A 22,942-nucleotide genomic window follows, 5' to 3' on the forward strand; every position below is an offset into this window, starting at 1 on the left:
TTGCGTTGGTTATATTTCTAAACCATGAGCAAATCTCAAATGGTCCAGATTGAAGTTTTGAATTCTTTTAAGTTCGAGTTTATTTTCTCTTCCCATCCCCTTACTCCATACCATCCCCAACTCATTTTGCTTAATCATATTATTTCTTGAAATTCGTTTTCCGCAAATGATATTGAGATACGGATATGGTGCAGCGTTAAATATTTTATCTTCGATAACAGGACAAATATTTTGCATTGGTAATAGGGAGAACTCATATGATATTCTATTTAGGTTGGAATCCTTTTTGTCCAAAAAGAGCAAAAGTAAGGCCGCTAAGAAAGATGAAGGTCAGCGCTACTACTAATAAACCACAATATAAAAAAATAGGTGTAGATAATCATCACACTTTTTTCTCTTTCGAACCGATTATATGGTTAAGGAGTTGTAAGGTGTTCTATCATATCTATTCTACTTCAGTTTGCTTTTCACTTTTTAACGAGTAAAAAGTGAAATGTTCAAAATTTACTATCGTTTGATAAGAAGTGCTGACACATGCTATAAGTGTAAAAGAAGCATGGTCAGTTTTTAATTTTGGGATAAAGGTTTGGCTGTATCCCATCATGAAAGGATTTGGATTTGTTATGACAGATAATTTCTGGCGTGAATTACCGCGGCCATTTTTTGTACTGGCACCAATGGAAGATGTGACGGATGTCGTTTTTCGCCATGTTGTGAGTGAAGCAGGCAGACCTGATGTGTTTTTCACAGAGTTTACAAACTCAGAAAGCTATTGTCACCCGGATGGGAAGGATAGTGTGCGCGGCCGTTTGACTTTCACGGAGGATGAACAGCCGATGGTTGCCCACATATGGGGAGATAAGCCTGAAAACTTTCGCCAAATGAGTATTGGGATGGCGGAATTAGGGTTTAAGGGCCTGGATATCAATATGGGCTGTCCTGTCCCTAATGTGGCGGGGAATGGAAAGGGAAGCGGCCTGATTTGCCGTCCTGAAGTTGCGGCAGAATTAATACAGGCGGCGAAAGCAGGAGGTCTGCCGGTAAGTGTGAAGACGAGACTTGGCTACACGGATGTTGACGAATGGCGCGGCTGGCTGACACACATACTGAAACAAGACATTGCGAATCTTTCCATTCATCTGCGTACAAGAGCGGAAATGAGTAAAGTAGATGCGCATTGGGAGTTGATTCCGGAAATTAAGAAACTTCGTGACGAGATTGCGCCAGATACCCTTTTGACGATCAATGGGGATATTCCTGACCGGGAGACCGGCTTGAAACTCGCTGAACAATACGGTGTTGACGGGATTATGATTGGACGAGGCATTTTTACTAATCCGTTCGCCTTTGAAAAGGAGCCGAGAGAGCATAGCAGTAAGGAATTGCTTGATCTTTTGAGATTGCACCTGGATCTCCATGATGAGTATTCAAAAGAAGAAGCTAGAGCATATAAACCGCTCCCTCGCTTTTTCAAGATATATCTCCGCGGGTTCCGGGGAGCAAGTGAATTAAGAAATCAATGCATGAATACAAAGTCAACAGATGAAGTGCGTGCATTGCTCGATGACTTTGAGAGAAAGTATCTTGATGGGATGGAGCAAGAGTGACATAAACAACTCTTCATCCGGCCCGGAGTTCGGTTTGAATTCCGGGTCTTTTTGTGTGCAGCTTTTACCCAGACAGATCCATGGCCGGTTTCGTCATGCAGAAATAAACGAATAATGGTACATTGATAGGACATACATCATAAAGGGGGAGAGAAAAATGAAACGACTGTGCATCATCCCCTGCGGCAAGAAAAAAATTTGGGATGTCCATTCAGATACAGGGCCGGTAAGGGCGGAAGACGCTTATCTCAGCCCGTTTCATCAGGCGTGCGAGCGATATGCGAAAGCATTTTTCGATGAGTGGGTGATTTTGTCGGCGAAGCACGGATTCCTTCGTCCGGATGATACTGTTCCCGGAAATTACGATGTCACTTTTGGAACCGGTCATCCGGAGATCATGGCAGCGGACGAGCTGCGCCGTCAATTTCATGAAAAAGGCTTTTCCGACGTCGAAGAGCTTGTCATGCTTGGCGGGAAAAAATACCGAAGCGTCCTAAACGCCGTCATCGGAGAGCATCAGCATATCACCTGGCCTCTGTCATCGTATAAAGGCATTGGTTACATGCTTCAAGCACTGAATCAGGCTGTTGAAGAAAAGGATGAACTGCAGCACGTGGATATGAAAAAAAGAGTGTAACCATTCAAACGCCGCGATAGACTGTATGCGGAAGAATGAAGCAATAAAAGATTTCCGAGGAAATAAATACGTCGATCATTGTCAAAGACAGGGTGATGCCCGGTCTTTTTTGTATGCCATAAAACGAGACAAAGGGAACAGTTCGAGACAAAATGAGACACCTGTCTCAAACTGTCTCCATTGTAAAAATAAAAACATTCATTTTACGGGCTTCAAAGGCTGGCATGCTTCTTGCATTTATAAGTGTGAACCCTAAATAGAAGGAGGCGCACAAAATGGAATTGTTAAAACGAGAAGGCTTGTCATTAACTGAGGAAAAAGCGCTGTGGATGTACCAAAAGATGCTGGAAATCAGGGGCTTTGAAGACAAAGTGCATGAACTGTTCGCGCAAGGAGTGCTTCCCGGATTCGTCCATTTGTATGCCGGTGAAGAAGCGGTAGCCGCAGGGGTGTGCGCTCATTTACATGATGGCGACAGCATTACAAGCACACACAGGGGGCATGGCCATTGTATCGCCAAAGGCTGTGATCTGGACGGCATGATGGCGGAAATATTCGGAAAAGCGACCGGACTGTGTAAAGGCAAAGGCGGTTCTATGCACATTGCGGATCTTGATAAAGGCATGTTAGGCGCAAATGGAATCGTCGGGGGCGGATTCACGCTCGCATGCGGATCAGCGCTCACGGCTAAATATAAACAAACTAAAAATGTAAGCGTTTGCTTTTTCGGGGACGGAGCCAATAACCAAGGCACCTTCCATGAAGGGCTGAACTTAGCGGCAGTATGGAACCTTCCTGTCGTGTTCATCGCCGAAAACAACGGCTACGGCGAAGCCACGACATTTGAGTACGCGTCAGCCTGTGATTCAATCGCCGATCGGGCGGCTGCCTACAACATGCCTGGGGTCACGGTGGACGGAAAAGATATTTTAGCAGTTTATCAGGCAGCCGGGGAAGCGATAGAAAGAGCAAGAAACGGCGGAGGCCCGTCTTTGATTGAATGTATGACTTACAGAAACTACGGCCATTTCGAAGGAGATGCCCAAACTTATAAAACAAAGGATGAAAAGACTGAGCATCTTGAAGAAAAGGATGCTATCCAAGGCTTTAAAAACTATCTTCTAAAAGAAACAGATGCAAATAAATTGTCAGACATCGAACAGCGAGTCAGCGAATCGATTGAAAAAGCCGTCTCGTTCAGCGAAAAGAGTCCGTATCCGAAAGAGTCAGAGCTGTTGACAGACGTCTACGTGTCATATGAAAAAGGGGGAATGTGAGATGGCGAGAGTCATAAGCATGTCGGACGCGATCAATGAAGCAATGAAGCTTGCGATGAGAAGAGACGACAATGTGCTTGTAATCGGTGAAGATGTCGCCGGGGGAGCGGCGGTCGATCATTTGCAAGATGATGAGGCATGGGGCGGTGTACTGGGGGTCACAAAGGGTCTCGTACAGGAATTCGGGCGCAGCCGAGTGCTGGATACACCGATTTCTGAGGCGGGCTACATGGGTGCGGCCATGGCTGCGGCATCCACGGGGCTGAGACCGATTGCCGAGCTGATGTTTAATGATTTTATCGGAACATGCTTTGACCAAGTGATCAACCAAGGGGCGAAATTCCGCTATATGTTCGGCGGTAAAGCGCAAGTGCCGATCACCGTCCGCACCACATACGGAGCCGGGTTCCGGGCAGCGGCTCAGCATTCGCAGGCGCTGTATGGCCTGTTCACCAGCATCCCGGGTCTGAAGACAGTTGTGCCGTCCAATCCGTATGACGCCAAAGGTTTGCTGCTGGCGGCAATAGAAGACAATGATCCGGTATTCTTTTTTGAAGACAAAACGTCCTACAACATGAAGGGCGAGGTGCCGGAAGATTATTATACAATTCCGCTCGGAAAAGCGGATATCAAACGCGAAGGCAGCGACATCACGCTGTTTGCGGTCGGCAAGCAGGTTAATACCGCGCTTGAAGCGGCTGCACAGCTTTCTGAGAAAGGCATCGACGCCGAGGTGCTTGACCCCCGGAGTCTGTCTCCTTTAGATGAGGAAGCGATTTTCACATCGTTAGAAAAAACAAATCGGCTGATCATCATTGACGAAGCCAATCCGCGCTGCAGCATCGCCACGGATATTGCTGCGATTGTCGCCGATAAGGGCTTTGATCTGCTTGATGCGCCGATTAAGCGGATTACAGCGCCGCATACACCGGTGCCGTTTTCGCCGGTGCTTGAAGATCAATATTTGCCGACACCAGACCAAATTGTCAGCGTCACGCTTGAATTGCTTGGCGAGCCGGCAATGAATTAAAGGAGGGATATAGAATGGCTGTAAAAGTAGTAATGCCGAAGCTGGGAATGGCGATGAAGAAAGGTGAAGTATCCGTCTGGAATAAAAAAGTCGGCGACCCGGTTGAAAAGGGAGAAAGCATCGCCAGCATCAACTCGGAAAAAATAGAAATGGAAATAGAAGCGCCTGAAAGCGGCACGCTTCTTCATATTAAAGTCAAAGAGGGAGAAGGAGTCCCGCCGGGAACGCCCATCTGTTATATCGGGGAAAACGGCGAAGAAGTGCGGGAGAAGGAGGCGCCGGCTCCTGAAAAAGCCGGGAAACCGCAATCTGAACCTGAACATATTCCCGCTCCCAAAGCCGGGCAAAAGCGTAAACACCGCGTGAAAATATCTCCCGTTGCCCGAAAAATGGCGGAGAAAGCCGGGTTGAAAGTTGATACGCTGAACGGGACGGGGCCCGGAGGCAGAATCGTAAAAGCTGACGTCATCAAGGCCATGAAGACGGAATCTGAACCGCAGTCTTCGGTTCAGACGGCACAGCCGGAGGGAAAACCGGCTTCAGCGATGAGAAAAGTGATTGCAGACCGAATGCACAAAAGCCTGCAAAACAGCGCCCAGCTGACGCTGACTATGAAAGCGGACATTACGGAGCTTGTAAAATGGCAGCGGCAGCTCGCCGACAGCGCGAAAAAGCGGAGCGGTGTTAAACTGACGGTCACACATTTCGTATCCCGGGCCGCGGTGCTTGCGCTGAAACAGCATCCTGAGCTGAACAGCTCTTATCAAGAGGAGCGGATCATCACCTATCCATATGTCCACCTCGGGATGGCGGTTTCTCTTGAAAACGGTCTCGTCGTGCCGGTGATCCGGGATGCGGAAAAGCTTTCATTCCTTGAGCTTGCGGATCACATCAGCACATCGGCACGCCGGGCGCGGGAAGGCAATGCTTCCGGAGATGATCTGCACGGATCGACATTTTCTATTACAAATCTCGGGGGTTACGGAATTGAGCATTTCACTCCGATTCTTAATCCGCCTGAAGCCGGTATTCTCGGAGTAGGCGCAAGCTATGAAACGCCGGCGTTTAAAGGAGATGAGCTTGTCAAAAGCACCATGCTGCCGCTGAGCCTTACCTTTGATCACAGAGTATGTGACGGCGCACCGGCTGCGGACTTCCTGAAAACGGTCAAAGCGCTGCTTGAAGAGCCGGCCGGATTGATTTTATAGAGAGGGTGAAGAGATTGACACTAGCCATTATCGGCGGCGGGCCTGCCGGATATGCAGCTGCCGTGACTGCCGCGCGGAGGGGAGAAGAAGTCGTTCTGATCGACAAAGGGCCGCTCGGAGGCACTTGTCTCAATGAGGGATGCATCCCGACAAAGTCGCTTTTGGAAAGCGCGAATGTGCTCGATAAAATCAGGCATGCAAATACATTCGGCATCGAACTGCCGCAAAACATTACACTCAATTGGGCCCGCATGCAGGGGCGCAAACGGCAAATCGTCAGCCGGCTCGTGCAGGGAATTCAATACTTAATGAAAGCAAATCAGATTAAAGTCATCAGCGGGACAGCTTCATTTCTCACAGAGCAGACATTGCTTGTTGAAGGAGAAGGAGGCGCAAAAGACATTCTGGAAGCGGATCGGATATTGATTGCATCCGGATCTGAACCGGCGGAGCTGCCGTTTGCCCCATTTGACGGCGATTGGGTGATCGACAGCAAAGATGCGCTTTCTTTACAGAAAATCCCTTCTTCTCTGCTTATTGTCGGGGGAGGTGTGATCGGCTGTGAATTTGCCTCTTTATTCAGCCGGTTTAAAACGAAAGTGACGGTGATTGAATCGGCTGACCGGCTGCTCCCGGCAGAAGACGGGGAAATCGCCGCCGTTTTCGAAGACTCTTTAAGAGACAGCGGGGCTGATATTCAGACAAAAGCCGCCCTTCAACGGATTGATAAAGAAAGGAAAACTGCCGTGTGGACAAAAGACGGCAAAGAATTTGAGGCGCAGGCTGATCACGTTTTGGTTGCAATCGGGAGAAAGCCGCGTTTGCATGGCTTGAATCTGGAGCAGGCCGGCATCCGGTATTCTCCGCGCGGTATTGAAGTCAATGACCATATGCAGACCAATGTGCCTCATATATACGCATGCGGCGATGCGGCCGGAGGAATGCAGCTCGCGCATGCCGCCATTCATGAAGGAATCACAGCCGCCGCGCATGCCACGGGAAAGGACAGCAAAGTCGATATGCGGGCGGTGCCCCGCTGTATTTATACATCGCCGGAAATGGCCGCTGTCGGGCTGACGGAAACACAGGCGAGAGAAACATACGGAGATGTGAAAATCGGAGAATGTTCATTTTCTGCTAACGGAAAAGCGTTAATTAAACATCAGCATGGCGGCAAAATGAAAATCATTGCCGAACCGGAATTCGGAGAAATCGTCGGCGTGTCAATGATCGGGCCGGACGTGACGGAATTGATCGGTCAGGCGGTCATGATGATGAACGGTGAAATGACGGCGGATATGTCGGAGCACTTTATCGCGGCGCATCCGACTCTGTCAGAAACGCTTCAGGAAGCCCTGCTGAATGTCACCGGACTTGCGGTGCATTCTGTATAACCGGAATACCCTTTCTCAGATGAGAAGGGGTATTTTTCGTTGAAAGCGCTTTATTTTTCCCCTACAATATATGAAAAGATGGTCTGAACAGGGGGGAGCGAATACAATGAATGTCATTCGGAATGATTTTAAAACCTGGAAGCGCTTTGTGAAAGAAGGCGTGCTTGATGAATCCCGTATTCAGAAGCGGGTGGCCGCCTCATGGCACCGCTGCAAAAAAGCCGACGTCAATCCTTATCTCGAAAAGGGGCCGAATGTAATGCCGGCAGATCATTTAGAAAGGCAGGCCGAAAAGCATGCGTTATTTTTAGCGGCCTCAACGCCGTATGCAGAAAGAATGAAAACGGCAATGCGGGAAATGGAAATGATGGTTCTCCTGATTGATTCAGACGGCGTTGTCCATTCAGTTGACGGCCACCCGCGCACCATTCATGAAGCGAACCGCATCAATTTCTTAAAAGGCGCCCGCTGGACGGAAACGGCCGTCGGCACGAATGCGATCGGGACGGCTCTTTATACAAATGAGCCGGTCATGATACACGGCTCTGAACATTATTCGCTCGCTTCTCATCAATGGAGCTGTTCCGCCGCGCCGATCCGTTATGAAGACGGACGGCTGGCGGGTGTCATTGATATTTCCTGCCCCGCCGCCCGCGCTCAGCCTTTTATGCTCGGAATTGCCTCCTCCATCGCTTATACGGCGGAACGGGAGCTTGCCCTAAAGATCAAAATGACAGAACTTGACATGATCAGCAAATTCGCCGGGCTGACCCGGTCTCACGATCCGATCGTGCTTTGCAATGAAATGAGCCGGGTTATCGCTGCAAGCCGTCCCGTTCAGCATTTTACCGGACATACGCTGCGCGAGCTTGAGGAACAGGGCTTTCACATCAAGCAGGCGAAGCGGGAGGAGAACGGCTACACGTGCATTTACTTATCCAAACGAGAAGAAAAGCCTTCTTTTTTATTCCATGGTGCGGCAGGCAAAAGCCCGTCATCCCGACATATGCTCCAGCAGCTGGAGCTTGTCGCCCGAACGGACGCAACCGTCTGTCTTACGGGAGAAACCGGGACGGGAAAGGAGGTTGCCGCCCGGGCGATTCATAACAACAGCTCCAGGAAAAACGGCCCGTTTATCGCCGTCAATTGCGGAGCGGTCCCCGAAAAGCTGATTGAGAGCGAACTGTTCGGCTACTCGGAAGGCGCCTTCACCGGGGCCAAACGGAAAGGACATAACGGCGCTTTGCAAAAAGCCGATAAAGGCACGCTTTTCCTCGATGAAATCGGAGAAATATCACACTCCATGCAGGTCGCTCTGTTACGGGTGCTGCAGGAACGGAAAGTCACCCCGGTCGGCGGGACAAAAGAGATTCCCGTCGACATCAGAATCATCACTGCCACCCACACTGATCTGAGACAGCTTGTCGAATGCAAAAAGCTGAGAGAAGATTTATTTTACCGGCTTCACGTCTGTCCGATCCATCTCCCTCCATTAAGAGAACGCACCGAAGACATTCCCGGACTCTTCCTTGAATTTCAGCGAAATCGCGGCTGGCGGGGGGAGCTTCCTGATGACTTTTTAGACCTATTAAAGAGCCGGAAATGGCCGGGGAATATCAGGGAATTGTTTAATGTATTTGAACGTCTTTCCGTCATGTTCCCGGACGGACGGCTGTCAGAACGCCCCATCGCAGCCCTGCTTGAAGCGTCAGGTCTTAAAGAGGCGGCCGAGTCTTATGAACAGGAAGAAGCGTCCCCCGTCTCCATCCGGGAGCACATTCAGAAAAACATCATCGTAAACGCGCTTGAATCGGCGAAGGGAAATGTCACGCTGGCCGCCAAAATGGCCGGAATCCCGCGGAGCACGTTTTACAAACGCCTCAAAAAATTCAAACTCACCGCCGGACAATTGTAAGAAACAAGCATACTTCTCTTGGCTGCCGGACACGTTATGTGTGAGGCCTAAAGGAGGTTTGAAACGTGAATACACAGCGTGCGAAAGACATTTCGGAATCCGCCGCCATGGCGTATGTGACGTATGAAGGAGTCCCGATTTATATTCAGCATGTCAACGAAGACAAGGAAACAGCCAGAATTTTTCCGATCGGAAATCCGCAATTTGAGCAGGAAGTGCTGCTTTCTGATTTACAAGAGCATTTTTGAGAATGGGTCTGCTGATGACAGCAGGCCTCTTTCGTACCTGTGGGAACTTTCCCGCTTTTTGAGAAAAATAACTAAAAATGATTAAATGATCTAACTCCTCCAAACCTGGTACAGATCGGACCTTCTCATGATATAAATAAAATGTAAACGTTATCAGAGGAGGGCTTCACATGACAGACAAATCATTCTCAATCGTTATTGCAGGCGGCGGCAGCACATTTACCCCCGGAATTGTATTAATGCTTTTGAATCACCTGGAAGAGTTTCCGATCAGAAAGCTGAAACTTTATGACAATGATAAAGAAAGGCAGGAGCGGATTGCGGGTGCGTGTGAGGTATTCATAAAAGAAAAAGCGCCGGACATTGAATTTTTGGCGACTGATGACCCAGAGACGGCTTTTACGGATGTTGACTTCGTCATGGCGCATATCCGCGTCGGAAAATATGCGATGCGCGCACTCGATGAACAAATCCCGCTGAAGTACGGCGTGGTCGGCCAGGAAACATGCGGGCCGGGCGGAATCGCATACGGCATGCGCTCTATCGGCGGTGTTCTGGAGATTCTTGATTATATGGAAACGTACTCGCCTGACGCATGGATGCTGAATTACTCCAATCCGGCGGCGATTGTGGCTGAAGCTACACGGCGCCTCAGACCGAATTCAAAAATATTGAACATCTGCGACATGCCGGTCGGAATTGAGGATCGCATGGCGAACATCCTCGGATTATCTTCACGGAAAGAAATGAACGTCCGTTACTACGGCTTGAACCACTTTGGCTGGTGGACGTCCATCACAGACCGGCATGGCAATGATTTAATGCCGAAGCTGAAAGAGCATGTCCGTGAATACGGCTACGTTCCGAAGACGGAGGTTGAACAGACTGAAGCAAGCTGGAATGACACATTCAAAAAAGCGCGCGACGTTCAGGCGGCTGACCCGGATACGCTTCCGAACACATATCTGCAATATTACTTATTCCCGGATGATATGGTGAAAAAATCAAACCCGAACCATACGAGAGCCAACGAAGTCATGGAAGGGCGCGAAGCTTTCATTTTCAGCCAATGCGATATGATTACGCGCGAACAATCATCGGAAAACAGTGAAATTAAAATTGATGATCATGCTTCCTATATCGTCGACCTTGCCCGGGCCATCGCTTACAACACAGGGGAGAGAATGCTGTTAATCGTTGAAAATAACGGCGCGATCGCAAACTTTGATCCGTCAGCCATGGTTGAGATTCCTTGTCTCGTAGGTTCAAACGGACCTGAACCGCTCTCAATCGGGAACATACCGCAATTTCAAAAAGGCCTGATGGAACAGCAGGTGTCTGTCGAAAAACTGACGGCTGAAGCGTGGGAAGAGCGGTCATTTCAAAAGCTGTGGCAGGCGCTGATTCTGTCAAAAACAGTGCCGAACGCCCGTGTGGCAAAACTGATTCTTGAAGATCTGATGGAGGCTAATAAGGACTACTGGCCTGAACTTGATGTAAGTCCGTCTCATATTTCTTGATGACAATCGTCCCCGTTTTCTTTATCTGTTATTCTATATAATAGAAAGAAAACGGGGGGATTTTTGGGATGAGTCTTGAAGAACTGGTTAACCAGCATTACGCGAAATTAAATGACAACGATTTTTATATTTTAAAATATATATTGAATCATAAACATACGTGCTACCATCTCGGTATCAATGACATGGCGAAAGCCTGCAATGTTTCTCGGTCTTCCATCCTGCGGCTCGCCCAAAAACTGGGCTTCAGCGGCTATAGTGAATTCCGGGTTTTTCTGAAATGGGAGGATCAGCCTGAAGAGGGCGAGAATATGACGTTTGAAAAGCTGCTGGATGATATTGAAGCCAATGTAAAATACGTGAAGTCAAAAGATATGACGGAGATGTGCCGGCTGATAGATGAAGCAAAACGGATTTTCGTTTACGGATCGGGGACGGCTCAGAGGGTGTGCGCCCGTGAGCTGCAGCGGATGTTTGTATCCCGGCGGAAGTATCTGATTTTAATTCAGGACATTATAGAGTTTGATATCATGTGTGATGATTTTAAGGTTGATGACGTATTCATCATTATTTCTTTATCCGGTGAAACACCCGAATTAATTCCGCAGGTAAGGACCCTGTCCGCAAAGGGAGTTCCGTTTATTTCAATCACCAATCTGAAAAACAACGTACTGGCGCAAACGACGCCGTATAATCTTTATGCGACCAGCAAGCCGGTGACGTTAAGCGATAAAACGGAAATCGTCGCATTTGCCCCGTTTTTTCTGGTGGGCGAAGCGTTATTCCGTGCATATGTTGATTATAAAGAGCTCGAAAATTTTGATAAATAGCGGGAGGTCACGTGAAATGATGCAAAAAGTCCAGCGCTTCGGCAGCGCGATGTTTGTGCCTGTTTTATTATTTGCATTTTCCGGTATTATTGTCGGTCTGAGTACGCTGTTTAAAAATAAAACGCTGATGGGGCCGCTGGCTGATCCTGACGGGCTTTGGTATCAATGCTGGTACGTCATTGAACAGGGCGGCTGGACCGTCTTTAATCAAATGCCGCTCCTGTTTGCGATCGGCATACCTGTCGCTTTAGCGAAAAAAGCGCAGGCACGAGCCTGTTTGGAAGCGCTTACAGTTTATCTGACATTCAATTACTTTATCAATGCGATTCTGACGGTTTGGGGCGGGGCTTTTCATGTCGATATGACTCAGGAAGCCGGCGGAACGAGCGGGCTGACGATGATCGCCGGCATCAAAACGCTTGATACGAATATTATCGGCGCCATCTTTATTTCATCTATTGTCGTGTATTTGCACAATCGTTATTTTGATAAAAAACTGCCGGATTTTCTGGGGATTTTTCAAGGATCTTCATACATCGTTATCATTTCTTTCTTCATTATGATACCGATTTCACTTGCGGTGGCATACGTATGGCCGATGGTTCAGTCCGGAATCGGATCGCTGCAAAGTTTTCTCGTTTCTTCCGGGGCGATCGGCGTGTGGATTTACACGTTCCTGGAGCGGATTTTAATCCCGACGGGTCTGCATCATTTTATTTACTCGCCGTTTGTTTACGGTCCGGCTGTGGCTGAAGGCGGTATCGTCACCTATTGGGCGCAGCATCTCGGGGAATACTCTCAAAGCGTCAAACCGCTGAAAGAATTGTTCCCGCAGGGGGGATTCGCGCTTCACGGCAACTCGAAAATCTTCGGCATTCCGGGAATCGCGCTCGCTTTTTACGTCACGGCTTCAAAGGAAAAGAAAAAAATCGTCGCCGGCCTTTTGATTCCGGTCACCTTAACGTCCATTGTCGCGGGAATTACAGAGCCGATTGAATTTACATTCCTTTTTATCTCGCCGTTTTTATTTGCGGTTCATGCTTTGCTTGCCGCTTCCATGGCAACCGTCATGTATATGGCCGGCGTCGTCGGAAATATGGGAGGCGGTTTGATCGAAGCTGCGACCTTGAACTGGATCCCGCTGGCGTCAAGCCACGGCTTGACGTATGTATACCAGATCATCATCGGGTTGTGTTTTACCGCTATTTACTTTTTCGTCTTCCGTTTCCTCATTCTCAAATTCAACATCGCCACACCGGGCAGAGAAAAAGAGGAAGGGCAGGAAACAAAGCTCTATTCGAAAAAGGAGTACAGAGAACGGAAGCAGGCTTCAAAAGAAACAGCGGCGGCAGACGAAACACAGCGGGATACAGCCGCTTTGTATATTGAAGCGCTGGGCGGAAAAGACAATATTACGGAGGTCACCAACTGCGCCACCCGTCTCCGCGTCACTGTCGCTGATGAATCAAAGGTCAAAAGTGACGCCGATTTCAGAGAGCTGGGAGCCCACGGCGTCGTCAGAAAAGGCAGGGCGCTTCAGGTCATTGTCGGATTAGGCGTTCCGCAAATGCGGGAGCGTGTCGAGAAAATATTGAACGGTTAAAATACTGCAGCAGCAGACTATGTGCAGAGCGCTTGTTTATCCAGCGCTCTTTTTTCTGTTTTGAAAAAATGTCTGAGTTTGTCATACCTTTGCCACCTGTACATGCAGGAGTGAAAACGAAATGACTTCTGCGGTATTTAAAATAGCAATTCAAAAATAGGAGGCAAGACAATGACAAACTATACGACTTTCTTAGGACTTTACAAACCCGATAAAGCTGAAGGGATTGAAGTTGAAAGCATTGCTCAAAACTTTGAAGCGATTGACAGCAAAATCGGTGCAGCCCTTAGTGTTGGCACGTCAACTTATGAAAACTTAAACGAAAGACTTAACATGTATGAAAACAGGTTTGAACATGTTACAGAGCGGAACGTTATGGACTTTGGAGCTAAAGGTGACGGCGTAACAGATGATACGCAGGCATTTCATGATGCCATGGCCGACGGAGGTTATGTCGTAACAGTTCCCGCGGGTGTATTCAGAACATCGGGATTGTTCGTTCCGTCAAATACAATGCTTGTCGGAGCAGGCAAGAAAAGAACGGTCATTAAATTATTAGACGAAACACCGGTCGGCCATTCTGTTCTGACCAACAGTGATTATACGAACGGTAATGAAAATATTTACGTCGGCCATCTCACGCTTGACTGGAACAAAGATACGCGTCCTGCCGGCTGGAAGATTCCGAAAGGTCCCACTTCAAGCTGTTTGCTTTTTGCGAATGTTGACTATTCTTTTGTTGAGCATGTGTTTGCGAAGAACGCCGGCCTGCACGGTTTTGATTCCACGAGCCCGAACTATAACAGACATGGAGAAAAAGATGATCCAACTTATTATCAGCCCAACGGCTGTAACTTTGTAACGTTTTCACATTGTGAAGCAACAGGGTCCGGGGATGATAACTTTACTTGTCATTTTGGATTCCACACTACTTTCAGCCACTGTGTTTCCTATCACCCGATGGGAAATGGGAATGGCACGTCAAATTCAAATTGCTTTGAGATTGATGATGGTTCTCAAGATGTATTTGTAGATAGCTGTGTTGCAATTGGCGGTGCACGCGGCTTTGAAATTAAGGCGCATGACTATGCACCGGCGGCTAAACGAGTTCAACTGGCTAATTGCCGTGCTTACGAAAATGCGATCGGTTTTTGCATTAGACATATTGGCCATCATTTATCGGCTGAGCCGACATCAAAAACTGCCCATGATGTTCAATTAGTAAATTGTCAGGCAACAAATCCTAAACAAAATTCTATATATAAAGGCGTCGGAGCGAGTGCGTTGGTTGTTTCGGGCTATGATTCAGTTAATATAGTGAATTTCCAAGCTATTTGTGAAGATCGTTCATACGATTACAGCAATGACACGATCATTATGATTTATTACAAAGGGCGGTATGTCAATCTGAAGAATATCACGATCCGCGGGTTCCGCTCCGCTGCTCATGATCTGTATGTTCTTGGCGGAGAAAATGCGGTAGGAAAGTGCATGATTGACGGCGTTTTTCTAGTTGACGGCGGCACGACGGGGCTTGCTTTTGGCGGAGGCGTTGATAATTGTACAGTGAGCAATGTATACGGGCATAGATTGGGAGCCAGCAGCGGAACGGTCGGACTCTATTCTTCGGGTCCGGATCTGAATATATCAAATATTGATTTTCAAGGATATGAAACAACATTTCATGTAGGCGGTAAAAAAACACCGTATGAGTTGTTTAAACATAAAGGATCTTCTGTTATGGCATCTAAAGATTCCCATGTTACAGGAACTAATGGCTTTGTCGTCGGTTCTGTCCGGGGACAGGCTGCAGGAGGTTCTCAATCTGGAGTAATCGGTTCATATAATACGATTAACCCAAATGCGAACTCAACTGTATGGGGCTGGGGTTCCGGCAGCACTCCGTCATCAGCCAACAGAAAGATTGAGCTTCACGCAAAAGAAGGAACAATTAAGGCTACGGGAGGCGTAACAGGTTCCTCGACATTCTCTGACTACGCCGAGTATTTTGAAAGCCTGAGAGGGGAAAAGATTCCGACGGGAACACTTGTCACACTTGAAGGTGATAAGATCAGGCAGGCTGAAAAAGGTGACCTCATGCTTGGGGTCATTTCCGAGACCGCCGGAGTGATTCTTGGTGAGTCGAGTTTTCACTGGTCGGGACGATACGTAAAGAATGAATTTGGCGGCTTTGTTTATGAAGAACAGAAAGATGCGAACGGCCATACGGTCATGGCGCCAAAGGAAAATCCGGACTTTCGGCCTGAAGAAGACTACGCTTCAAGAGAAGAGAGAGACGAGTGGAACATTGTCGGACTCATCGGCCAGGTATATGTCAGATGCGATGAGACTGTGAAAGCGGGAGATTTTATTCACGCTCATAACGGGATTGCAACAAAATCTGATGCTCCAAACCAGCGCTGGCAGGTCATGAAAGTGATCAATGAGTTTGATGCTGATAAAGGATTCGGGGTCGCTCTCGTTTTCATTCGTTAAATGTGACAAAGCATAAATGACCATCCTGACTAGCGGACGCCTTTTTAAAGGCTCCGCTAATTCATTTTAAAATCAAGGCTCCGGTTCAGGAGCTGGTAAAAAGAAAAGGTAAGACAGCCTCCATATATCTGCACCCCTCATTCCCTCAATTTTTATCCTCAATGATTTCCGTTTTTTTACACAAAGTACATAATAAAAGTGCGGTTTCAAGGGTTAATCCTTTATTCATTTAAGACAAACAAATAAAATAAATATACATACATATTGAACAAAGGATTTGGAGGCTTACACATGTCAAAGGCTTTATCATATGTAAAACCGTATTCTCTTTTGGCGGGAATCGCTCTGTTTTTCATGCTCATCGAGCTTGCGGTAGAGCTGATACAGCCCCTGCTGATCGGGAAAATCATTGACGAAGGAATTTTAAAGCAGGATCTCGGTACGGTTTGGCTGTGGGGCGGCGTGATGATCGGACTGACCGCTGTTTCATTCGCATCGGGCATTTTAAATTCATTCTACTCCGCCCACATCAGCCAGAGCTATGCGTATGATACGCGAAAAGGGCTTTTTCAAAAAATTCAATCCTTCTCTTATTCGACGTTTGCGCAATTCTCATCCACATCGTTTATCACCCGGCTGACAAACGATGTGACACAGGTCCAGAATATGCTTTTCATGAGTCTCCGGTTTATGCTTCGTGCGCCGTTAATGATCGCGGGCGGCATTATTCTCTCGCTGACCGTCAATGCGAAACTCGGATTTTTTCTGCTGATCACGGTGCCGATTTTGCTTTTGTTTTTGCTGTGGGTGCTGAAAAGAGGCGGCGCGCTGTTTCGGTCTGTGCAAAAGCGGCTTGATCAGGTCAACACGATCATGCAGGAAAACCTGACGGCGATCAAACTGATTAAAGCGCTCCTCCGTGCAAACCACGAAGTGAAACGTTTTTTGAAATCGAATACGAAGCTGATGGAAAAAACGGTCTCCGCTTTTCGTCTCGTGGAAGCGGCGATGCCGATTTTAATGCTGCTGATGAACATTTGCATTTTGTTTATCTTATGGTTCGGCGCCAAAAGCATTGCTCAGGGCGGAGCGCAGGTCGGCGATGTCGTTTCCGTCATTAACTATGCGACGCGGATTACAGGCGCGCTGTCCGTCCTTCCTTTTCTCATCATGGTATTTTCCCGGGCGAAGGCTTCCGGGGAAAGAATCGGCGAGGTGCTGGAAACAGAAGGCGGCGAGGGAACGGGGCAGGACCCGGCACGGGCGCTTGCAGGCGCGATTGAGTTTCGCGAAGTGTCCTTCCGCTATCCGGGCATGGAAAAAGACGCGCTGCATCACGTGTCCTTTTCTGCCAGCCCGAAAGAAACGGTTGCCATTATGGGCGCGACAGGTTCAGGGAAATCAACGCTTTTTCAGCTGATTCCGCGCCTGTACACGGCTGATTCGGGCAGTATTTTCATAGACGGCAAACCGATCGGTGAATTCTCCGCTTGCGGCCTGCGCAGGGAAATCGGCTATGTTCCGCAGGAAGTGCTTCTGTTTTCGGGCACAATCCGTGAAAATATCGCCTGGGGGCGGGAGGATGCTTCACTAGATGAAGTAATGGAAGCGGCCAAAGACGCGCAAATCCATGACACGATTATGAAGCTGTCAAACGGATACGACACGGTGCTGGGACAGCGGGGCGTTAATTTGTCAGGCGGGCAGAAGCAGCGGATTTCCATCGCGCGCGCTTTTATCAGAAAGCCGTCCCTCCTGCTGTTAGATGACAGTACGAGCGCGCTCGATCTTCAGACGGAAGCGAAGCTTTTACAAGCGATCAGATCCTATGAATGCACGACACTGATTATTACGCAGAAAATAACGACTGCGATGAAGGCTGACACCATCTTATTGCTTGAAAACGGCGAACTGCTGGCCAAAGGCACGCACAAAGAGCTGATGGCACAGTCTCATCTGTACCGGCAGATTTATGAATCACAATTCGGAAAGGAGGGAGCTGACAATGCAAAAAGACATTCGTAAACCTTTCCGATATCCGAAAATACCGCTCAAATCAAATGAAGGCGGCAGAAAACGCGCGAAAGCAAAAGATACAAAAGGCACGCTGCGCAGAATCTGGTCTTATGTAGCCGAGAAAAAAGGGCTTTTAACCCTTGTGATCATCATGGTAGTCATAAGCGCCATATTCGGCCTGCTCGGACCGTTCGTCATCGGGAAAGCGATTGATCATTTTATCGTCGGACAGACGACAGACGGATTGGCGGGGGTGCTGTTCATGCTGTTTGTGATTTACCTCGTGCAATCATTGTCCTTATGGTTTCAAAACTATTGGATGATCAATATCTCGCAAAGCACCGTGTTTAAAATGCGGAGCGAGCTGTTTACCCATCTGCATGAGCTGCCGATTCCGTTTTTTGATAAACAGCGGCTCGGGGACTTAATGAGCCGGGTCACCAATGATATCGAAAATGTCAGCTCCACTTTAAATACATCCGTCATTCAAGTGCTGTCGAGCGTCATTACATTCGTCGGCACAATCGCCGTCATGCTGTACATGAGTCCGCTTTTAACATTGATCACGCTTTTGATTATTCCGATCATGCTTTTGAGCATTAAATGGATCACCAACCGGACGGGACTGCTGTTTAAACAGCAGCAGAAAAACCTCGGCGAGCTGAACGGTTTTATTGAAGAGTCGATATCAGGGGCGAAGGTCATTAAAGCCTATTCGAGGGAAGACCGCGTCATGGAACAATTTTTAGAAAAAAACGCGGCGTTACAATCATCGGGGTTTTGGGCGCAGACAATTTCGGGATTCATTCCGAAAGTCATGAACTCTTTAAACAATTTAAGCTTTACGATTATAGCGGCGGTCGGCGGGCTGTTTGCGCTGAAGGGATTGATCTCGATCGGTGCCATCGTCGTATTCGCCGAATACTCGCGGCAGTTCACGCGCCCTTTAAATGATTTAGCCAATCAGTTCAATACGATGTTATCGGCCATCGCCGGGGCTGAACGGGTGTTTGACGTGCTGGATGAAAAAGAGGAGCGGGAAGATGAAGAGCATGCGCTGTACCAGCCGATCAAAACGGGAGAAATTGAATTCCGAGATGTCTCCTTCGGCTATCAGGAAGACAGCCTGATCTTAAAACACCTGTCCTTCAGCGTTCCGAAAGGACAGTCAATCGCCTTCGTCGGACCGACCGGAGCGGGTAAAACAACCGTTACGAGCCTGATCGCCCGTTTTTACGAGCCGAATAACGGAAAAATCCTCATTGACGGAACGGACATCAAAAAACTGACGAGATCCAGTCTGAGAAAAAACATGGGGTTTGTCCTGCAGGATTCCTTTCTCTTTCAGGGCACCATCAGGGAAAATATCCGTTACGGCCGTCTGGACGCATCTGATCAAGAGGTGGAGGCAGCCGCAAAAGCCGCCAATGCCCACGGATTCATCGAACGGCTCCCGAAAGGCTACGATACCGTCCTTACCCAAAACGGTGCGGGCATCAGCCAAGGACAAAAACAGCTTATTTCCATCGCGAGAGCTGTGCTGGCGGACCCGGTGCTGCTCATTTTGGATGAAGCGACGAGCAACATTGATACGGTGACGGAAGTGAAAATACAAGAAGCGCTCGGCCGTTTAATGGCGGGCAGAACAAGCGTCATCATCGCTCACAGGCTGAACACGATTCAAAAAGCCGATCAGATTCTTGTACTGAAAGACGGCGAAATGGCTGAAAAAGGAACCCATGCCGAACTTCTCAGCCAGAACGGGTTTTACCAAGAATTATATGAAAGCCAGTTCCGGGAATCATAGATAGGAAAAAAGACCTCCGACAGAGTGCGGAGGTCTTTTTTTCGCGAAGGCAAATAGTACTTTTAAGTTATTTTCGTTAAATGTAACAAAATTACTTGACGTAAATAAGTTATGTATATATACTAGCTTACATAAAGTAAGTGATAATAATTTTCAAGGAGGATTTTATGAATAAATCATTCGAAACAGGAACACTGCTTTTAAGGGTTGTAACAGGTATTATCTTTTTTGTTCACGGTTTATCCAAGTTTCAAGGGTTGGAAGGAACTGCGCAATTTTTCCAGAGCATCGGGATTCCGGCCTTTATGGTCTATGTCATCGCGACGATTGAGCTTGTCGGCGGGGTTCTGATCTTTTTCGGCTTGGCAACGCGCATTATCGGCGTTCTGTTTGCCGTCACATTAGTGGGCGCCATCTTCACGGCGAAGCTTTCCTCACCATTTATGGGCGGATCGGAATTTGATTTCATCTTACTGGTTGCGTCAATTCACTTAGCGCTTTCAGGAAGCCGTCTGCTTTCATTGGATCAGCTCCTTTTCAAATCAAAAAAGGGAGAAACTTTTTCAGCATAAGAAAGAAGGCGTTCAAATGACCGGCATTCATCAAGATACGGCAATCGGTTATGTCAAATTGACCATTAAAAATATGGAACGCTCGCTCGACTTTTACCGGAATGTAATCGGCTTTCAAGTCATCTCGCAGACAGATCGTTCAGCAAGACTGTCAGCAGACGGAAAACGCGTTCTGCTGTTGCTTGAAGAAAATCCAAGCGCCGTCGTTCTGCCGGAGCGGTCTGTCACCGGCCTGTACCATTTCGCGATCCTTCTGCCTGACCGGAAAGAACTCGGCATCGCATTGGCCAGGCTGATTGAAAACGGTATCGCGCTCGGTCAGGGGGATCACGCGGTCAGTGAGGCTCTTTACCTGTCTGATCCGGACGGCAACGGTATTGAAATATACGCCGATCGTCCCCGCAGCACGTGGCGCCGGGATGCAGAGGGCAATTATGTCATGCAAACGGCGCCCGTCGATGTGGACGGGCTTTTGGAAGAAGCCGGAGCTGAACGGAAAAGCCGTCTCCCAGAAGGAACTGTTATCGGCCACATCCATCTTCATGTGACGGATTTACAGGAAGCCAAAGCGTTTTACACCGATATCCTCGGTTTTGACATTGTCGGCAATTACGCGGGCATGTCCGCTCTGTTTGTTTCGGCAGGAGGGTATCACCATCACATCGGTCTGAATATATGGGCCGGAAAACATGCGCCGCCGAAACCGGGAAACGCAAGCGGGCTGGATTATTACACCATCGCGCTGCCGCATCAAAAAGAGCTGTCACGTGTGACAAAAGCGCTGACCGATGCCGGCTTTGAGATCGAAGAAAAAGAAGAGGGCGTATTCGTCAAAGACCCTGTATCAGGGGCGGATATCGCATTTACACTGTAAGAAACAACCCTTGCCGTCTAACCGGCAAGGGTTTTTATTTTTCTGAAGTTTTCTTGAAAAGGCTCGGTAAAGAAGAACATCTGTGACTTAAGAGAGCGAACATCTCAGTGAGGCGCAAAAATGACGCGTAGAGGCCGCCATCGCCGGCCCGAGCTCAGGGCATCCGCTGGATTGAAAACTGTGTCCGTTCAGCAGATCGGGGAGCCGTATGGGCAGACTTTGAATAGAAAAAGGCAAAAGCCGCATCCGGTCACAAGATGCGGCTTTTCGTACACAATTTACAATTGTGTGAAAAATGTCCAAAACAATTGTACTTCCTGATTCTTCCTGATATGATAAGCCGAAAAAGGAGAACCTGAACAAATGAACTCAAATGCAGCACAGACGGAACAGTCTATGAAGCATAACGGAAACCGGATGACGGTCAAGGACTTTATCATTCTTGCCAAACCGGGGATTATCATCTCAAATTCACTCGCCGCATTGGGCGGATTTTGGATCGCATGGCTTCAGCCGGAAAGGACGGGCGGAGGGCCCGGTATATTTGCCGCCATGGCGGTTGCTATGATCGGAACGGCGTTAGTCATGGCATCAAGCACTGTTTTTAATAACTTCTTTGACCGCGGCATGGACGCAAAGATGGCGCGAACCCGCACCCGCGCAAGCGTCACGGGGAGAATACCGCCGCCGGTCATGATCCTGTACGGCACATGTCTCGGCGCATGCGGATTCATCATGCTTGCTTCGCTAAATGTACTGACCGCCGTTCTTGGGCTGCTTGCATTTTTGCTGTATGCCGTCGTTTATACGCTTTGGTTTAAAAGACAATCCGTCTGGAGCACATTTGTCGGCAGCTTTCCGGGGGCGGCTCCGCCTTTAATCGGTTATTGCGCGCTGACCGGGTACATTGATATGCCCGCAATTTTGTTATACGCGATTATGTTTTTGTGGCAGCCGCCGCATTTCTGGGCGATCGGAATCAGGCGAAAGGAAGAGTATCGTGCCGCCGGCATTCCGCTTTTGCCGATCATAAAAGGCAATCGCGTCACAAAAATAAAAATGTTGCGCTATATCGCCGTTCTGACTGCGGTTTCGCTGCTCGTTCCTCTTTATATAGACGTCAGCCCGTTTTATACCGCGTCCGCTCTCCTGCTCGGAGCCATGTGGCTGTACCGGAGCATCAAAGGCTTTCAGGCGGCGGATGACACGCAATGGTCGAAGGGGATGTTTTTTTATTCGATTGTGTATTTCAGTCTGCTTTTTCTTATTTTAATGGCTGATTCGTTTATCAATGCGGTTCTCAGAACGTAAACAGGCGGCCTGCAGATACAGAGCCGCCCCGTTTTGTTTATGCTTTTTTGATGAGAGCCAAAATATCTTCAAGCCAGGAAATATAATTCCGTTCCCGCTCAAGCGCTTTTGTCAGCACGAGATAATGGCCGAAATCAGGAGAAGAAAAAGAATCCGCCTCCGCGGACGATGTCATCAGTTCTTGATAACTGTTTTCCAGATCGGACAATTTCTCCTGCCGCTTTACGAGCTGGTCGGTGAATAGCTCATCCGCTTCTTCCTGCGTCAAAGCTGAGATGAAATAAGCCTTCAGCATAAATTCATCCTTCACCGTTTCCGGAATCGGGTCTTTTTTCGTCAGCCAGGCAGCAAGCTCCAGCTCTCCCTTGTCAGTCAGTGTGTACATTTTTTTCTCAAGCTTTGTTCCTTGAATCGCAGTGCGAAACGTAATAAATCCCTCAGCCGTCAGTTTTTTTAATTCCGGATAAATCTGGCTGTGCTTTGCGCTCCAAAACTGGCCGAGCTCTTCCTTAAAATAGCTCGATATATCATATCCGCTCAATTCGCCTTTTCGCAAAAGCCCTAAAATCGCGTACTTTAAAATTCTCATGTTGTCCT

General features: G+C 48.2%; 18 protein-coding genes. 17 read left to right on the forward strand and 1 reads right to left on the reverse strand.

Translation table 11 applies throughout. The features are described 5' to 3' along the window. Positions 1–623 precede the first annotated feature (623 nt). From NYE38_RS04060 to cyoE, 17 genes are all read left to right on the forward strand, one after another. Entirely contained in the window at positions 624–1,607 is a 984-nt protein-coding gene (locus tag NYE38_RS04060; protein ID WP_057080401.1) for a tRNA-dihydrouridine synthase, read from the forward strand. 157 nt (positions 1,608–1,764) lie between these two features. Next, on the forward strand, positions 1,765–2,244 hold the full coding sequence (locus NYE38_RS04065; protein WP_070081510.1) for a DUF6884 domain-containing protein: 480 nt from the start codon (positions 1,765–1,767) through the stop codon (positions 2,242–2,244). 275 nt (positions 2,245–2,519) lie between these two features. Further along, on the forward strand, positions 2,520–3,521 hold the full coding sequence (gene acoA / locus NYE38_RS04070; RefSeq protein ID WP_025854017.1) for an acetoin:2,6-dichlorophenolindophenol oxidoreductase subunit alpha: 1,002 nt from the start codon (positions 2,520–2,522) through the stop codon (positions 3,519–3,521). Between the two features lies 1 nt (position 3,522). After that, positions 3,523–4,551: an acetoin:2,6-dichlorophenolindophenol oxidoreductase subunit beta gene (gene acoB, locus NYE38_RS04075; protein ID WP_043866923.1), complete on the forward strand. Its 1,029-nt coding sequence runs from the start codon at positions 3,523–3,525 to the stop codon at positions 4,549–4,551. Positions 4,552–4,565: 14 nt separating this feature from the next. Next, on the forward strand, positions 4,566–5,759 hold the full coding sequence (locus NYE38_RS04080) for a dihydrolipoamide acetyltransferase family protein (protein WP_094296490.1): 1,194 nt from the start codon (positions 4,566–4,568) through the stop codon (positions 5,757–5,759). Between the two features lie 14 nt (positions 5,760–5,773). After that, complete coding sequence (gene lpdA, locus NYE38_RS04085; protein ID WP_285002055.1) at positions 5,774–7,153, forward strand: dihydrolipoyl dehydrogenase; 1,380 nt, start codon at positions 5,774–5,776, stop codon at positions 7,151–7,153. A 106-nt stretch (positions 7,154–7,259) separates the two neighbouring features. After that, positions 7,260–9,068 carry a sigma-54-dependent Fis family transcriptional regulator gene (locus tag NYE38_RS04090; protein ID WP_159353911.1) on the forward strand — a complete coding sequence of 603 codons (1,809 nt, stop codon included), beginning with the start codon at positions 7,260–7,262 and terminating at the stop codon, positions 9,066–9,068. A 65-nt stretch (positions 9,069–9,133) separates the two neighbouring features. Further along, positions 9,134–9,316, forward strand: a complete 183-nt coding sequence (locus NYE38_RS04095) for an H-type small acid-soluble spore protein (protein WP_003155535.1) — start codon at positions 9,134–9,136, stop codon at positions 9,314–9,316. A gap of 170 nt (positions 9,317–9,486) precedes the next feature. Next, positions 9,487–10,836, forward strand: a complete 1,350-nt coding sequence (gene glvA, locus NYE38_RS04100) for a maltose-6'-phosphate glucosidase (RefSeq protein WP_053285216.1) — start codon at positions 9,487–9,489, stop codon at positions 10,834–10,836. A 68-nt stretch (positions 10,837–10,904) separates the two neighbouring features. Further along, a complete protein-coding gene (locus tag NYE38_RS04105; protein WP_014417219.1) occupies positions 10,905–11,666 on the forward strand; it encodes a MurR/RpiR family transcriptional regulator in 762 nt (253 codons plus the stop codon). Positions 11,667–11,682: 16 nt separating this feature from the next. Beyond that, entirely contained in the window at positions 11,683–13,269 is a 1,587-nt protein-coding gene (locus tag NYE38_RS04110) for an alpha-glucoside-specific PTS transporter subunit IIBC (protein ID WP_109566792.1), read from the forward strand. Between the two features lie 171 nt (positions 13,270–13,440). Further along, a complete protein-coding gene (locus NYE38_RS04115; RefSeq protein WP_285002054.1) occupies positions 13,441–15,765 on the forward strand; it encodes a peptidase G2 autoproteolytic cleavage domain-containing protein in 2,325 nt (774 codons plus the stop codon). Between the two features lie 291 nt (positions 15,766–16,056). Continuing rightward, positions 16,057–17,790 carry an ABC transporter ATP-binding protein gene (locus NYE38_RS04120; RefSeq protein ID WP_159353914.1) on the forward strand — a complete coding sequence of 578 codons (1,734 nt, stop codon included), beginning with the start codon at positions 16,057–16,059 and terminating at the stop codon, positions 17,788–17,790. Beyond that, positions 17,771–19,588, forward strand: a complete 1,818-nt coding sequence (locus NYE38_RS04125) for an ABC transporter ATP-binding protein (protein ID WP_268557243.1) — start codon at positions 17,771–17,773, stop codon at positions 19,586–19,588. The genes NYE38_RS04120 and NYE38_RS04125 overlap by 20 nt, the downstream gene beginning before the upstream one ends. A 167-nt stretch (positions 19,589–19,755) precedes the next feature. Beyond that, complete coding sequence (locus tag NYE38_RS04130; RefSeq protein WP_012117101.1) at positions 19,756–20,160, forward strand: DoxX family protein; 405 nt, start codon at positions 19,756–19,758, stop codon at positions 20,158–20,160. Positions 20,161–20,176: 16 nt separating this feature from the next. Further along, a complete protein-coding gene (locus tag NYE38_RS04135; protein WP_205161083.1) occupies positions 20,177–21,034 on the forward strand; it encodes a VOC family protein in 858 nt (285 codons plus the stop codon). A 363-nt stretch (positions 21,035–21,397) separates the two neighbouring features. Then, complete coding sequence (cyoE, locus tag NYE38_RS04140; RefSeq protein WP_128496514.1) at positions 21,398–22,345, forward strand: heme o synthase; 948 nt, start codon at positions 21,398–21,400, stop codon at positions 22,343–22,345. 37 nt (positions 22,346–22,382) lie between these two features. Here cyoE and NYE38_RS04145 read toward each other — a convergent pair whose 3' ends face one another. Beyond that, entirely contained in the window at positions 22,383–22,934 is a 552-nt protein-coding gene (locus tag NYE38_RS04145; protein ID WP_014304649.1) for a PadR family transcriptional regulator, read from the reverse strand. Positions 22,935–22,942: the final 8 nt, after the last annotated feature.

Source organism: Bacillus sp. EU63 (assembly GCF_038592915.1).
In the GTDB taxonomy this organism is placed as follows: domain Bacteria; phylum Bacillota; class Bacilli; order Bacillales; family Bacillaceae; genus Bacillus; species Bacillus velezensis.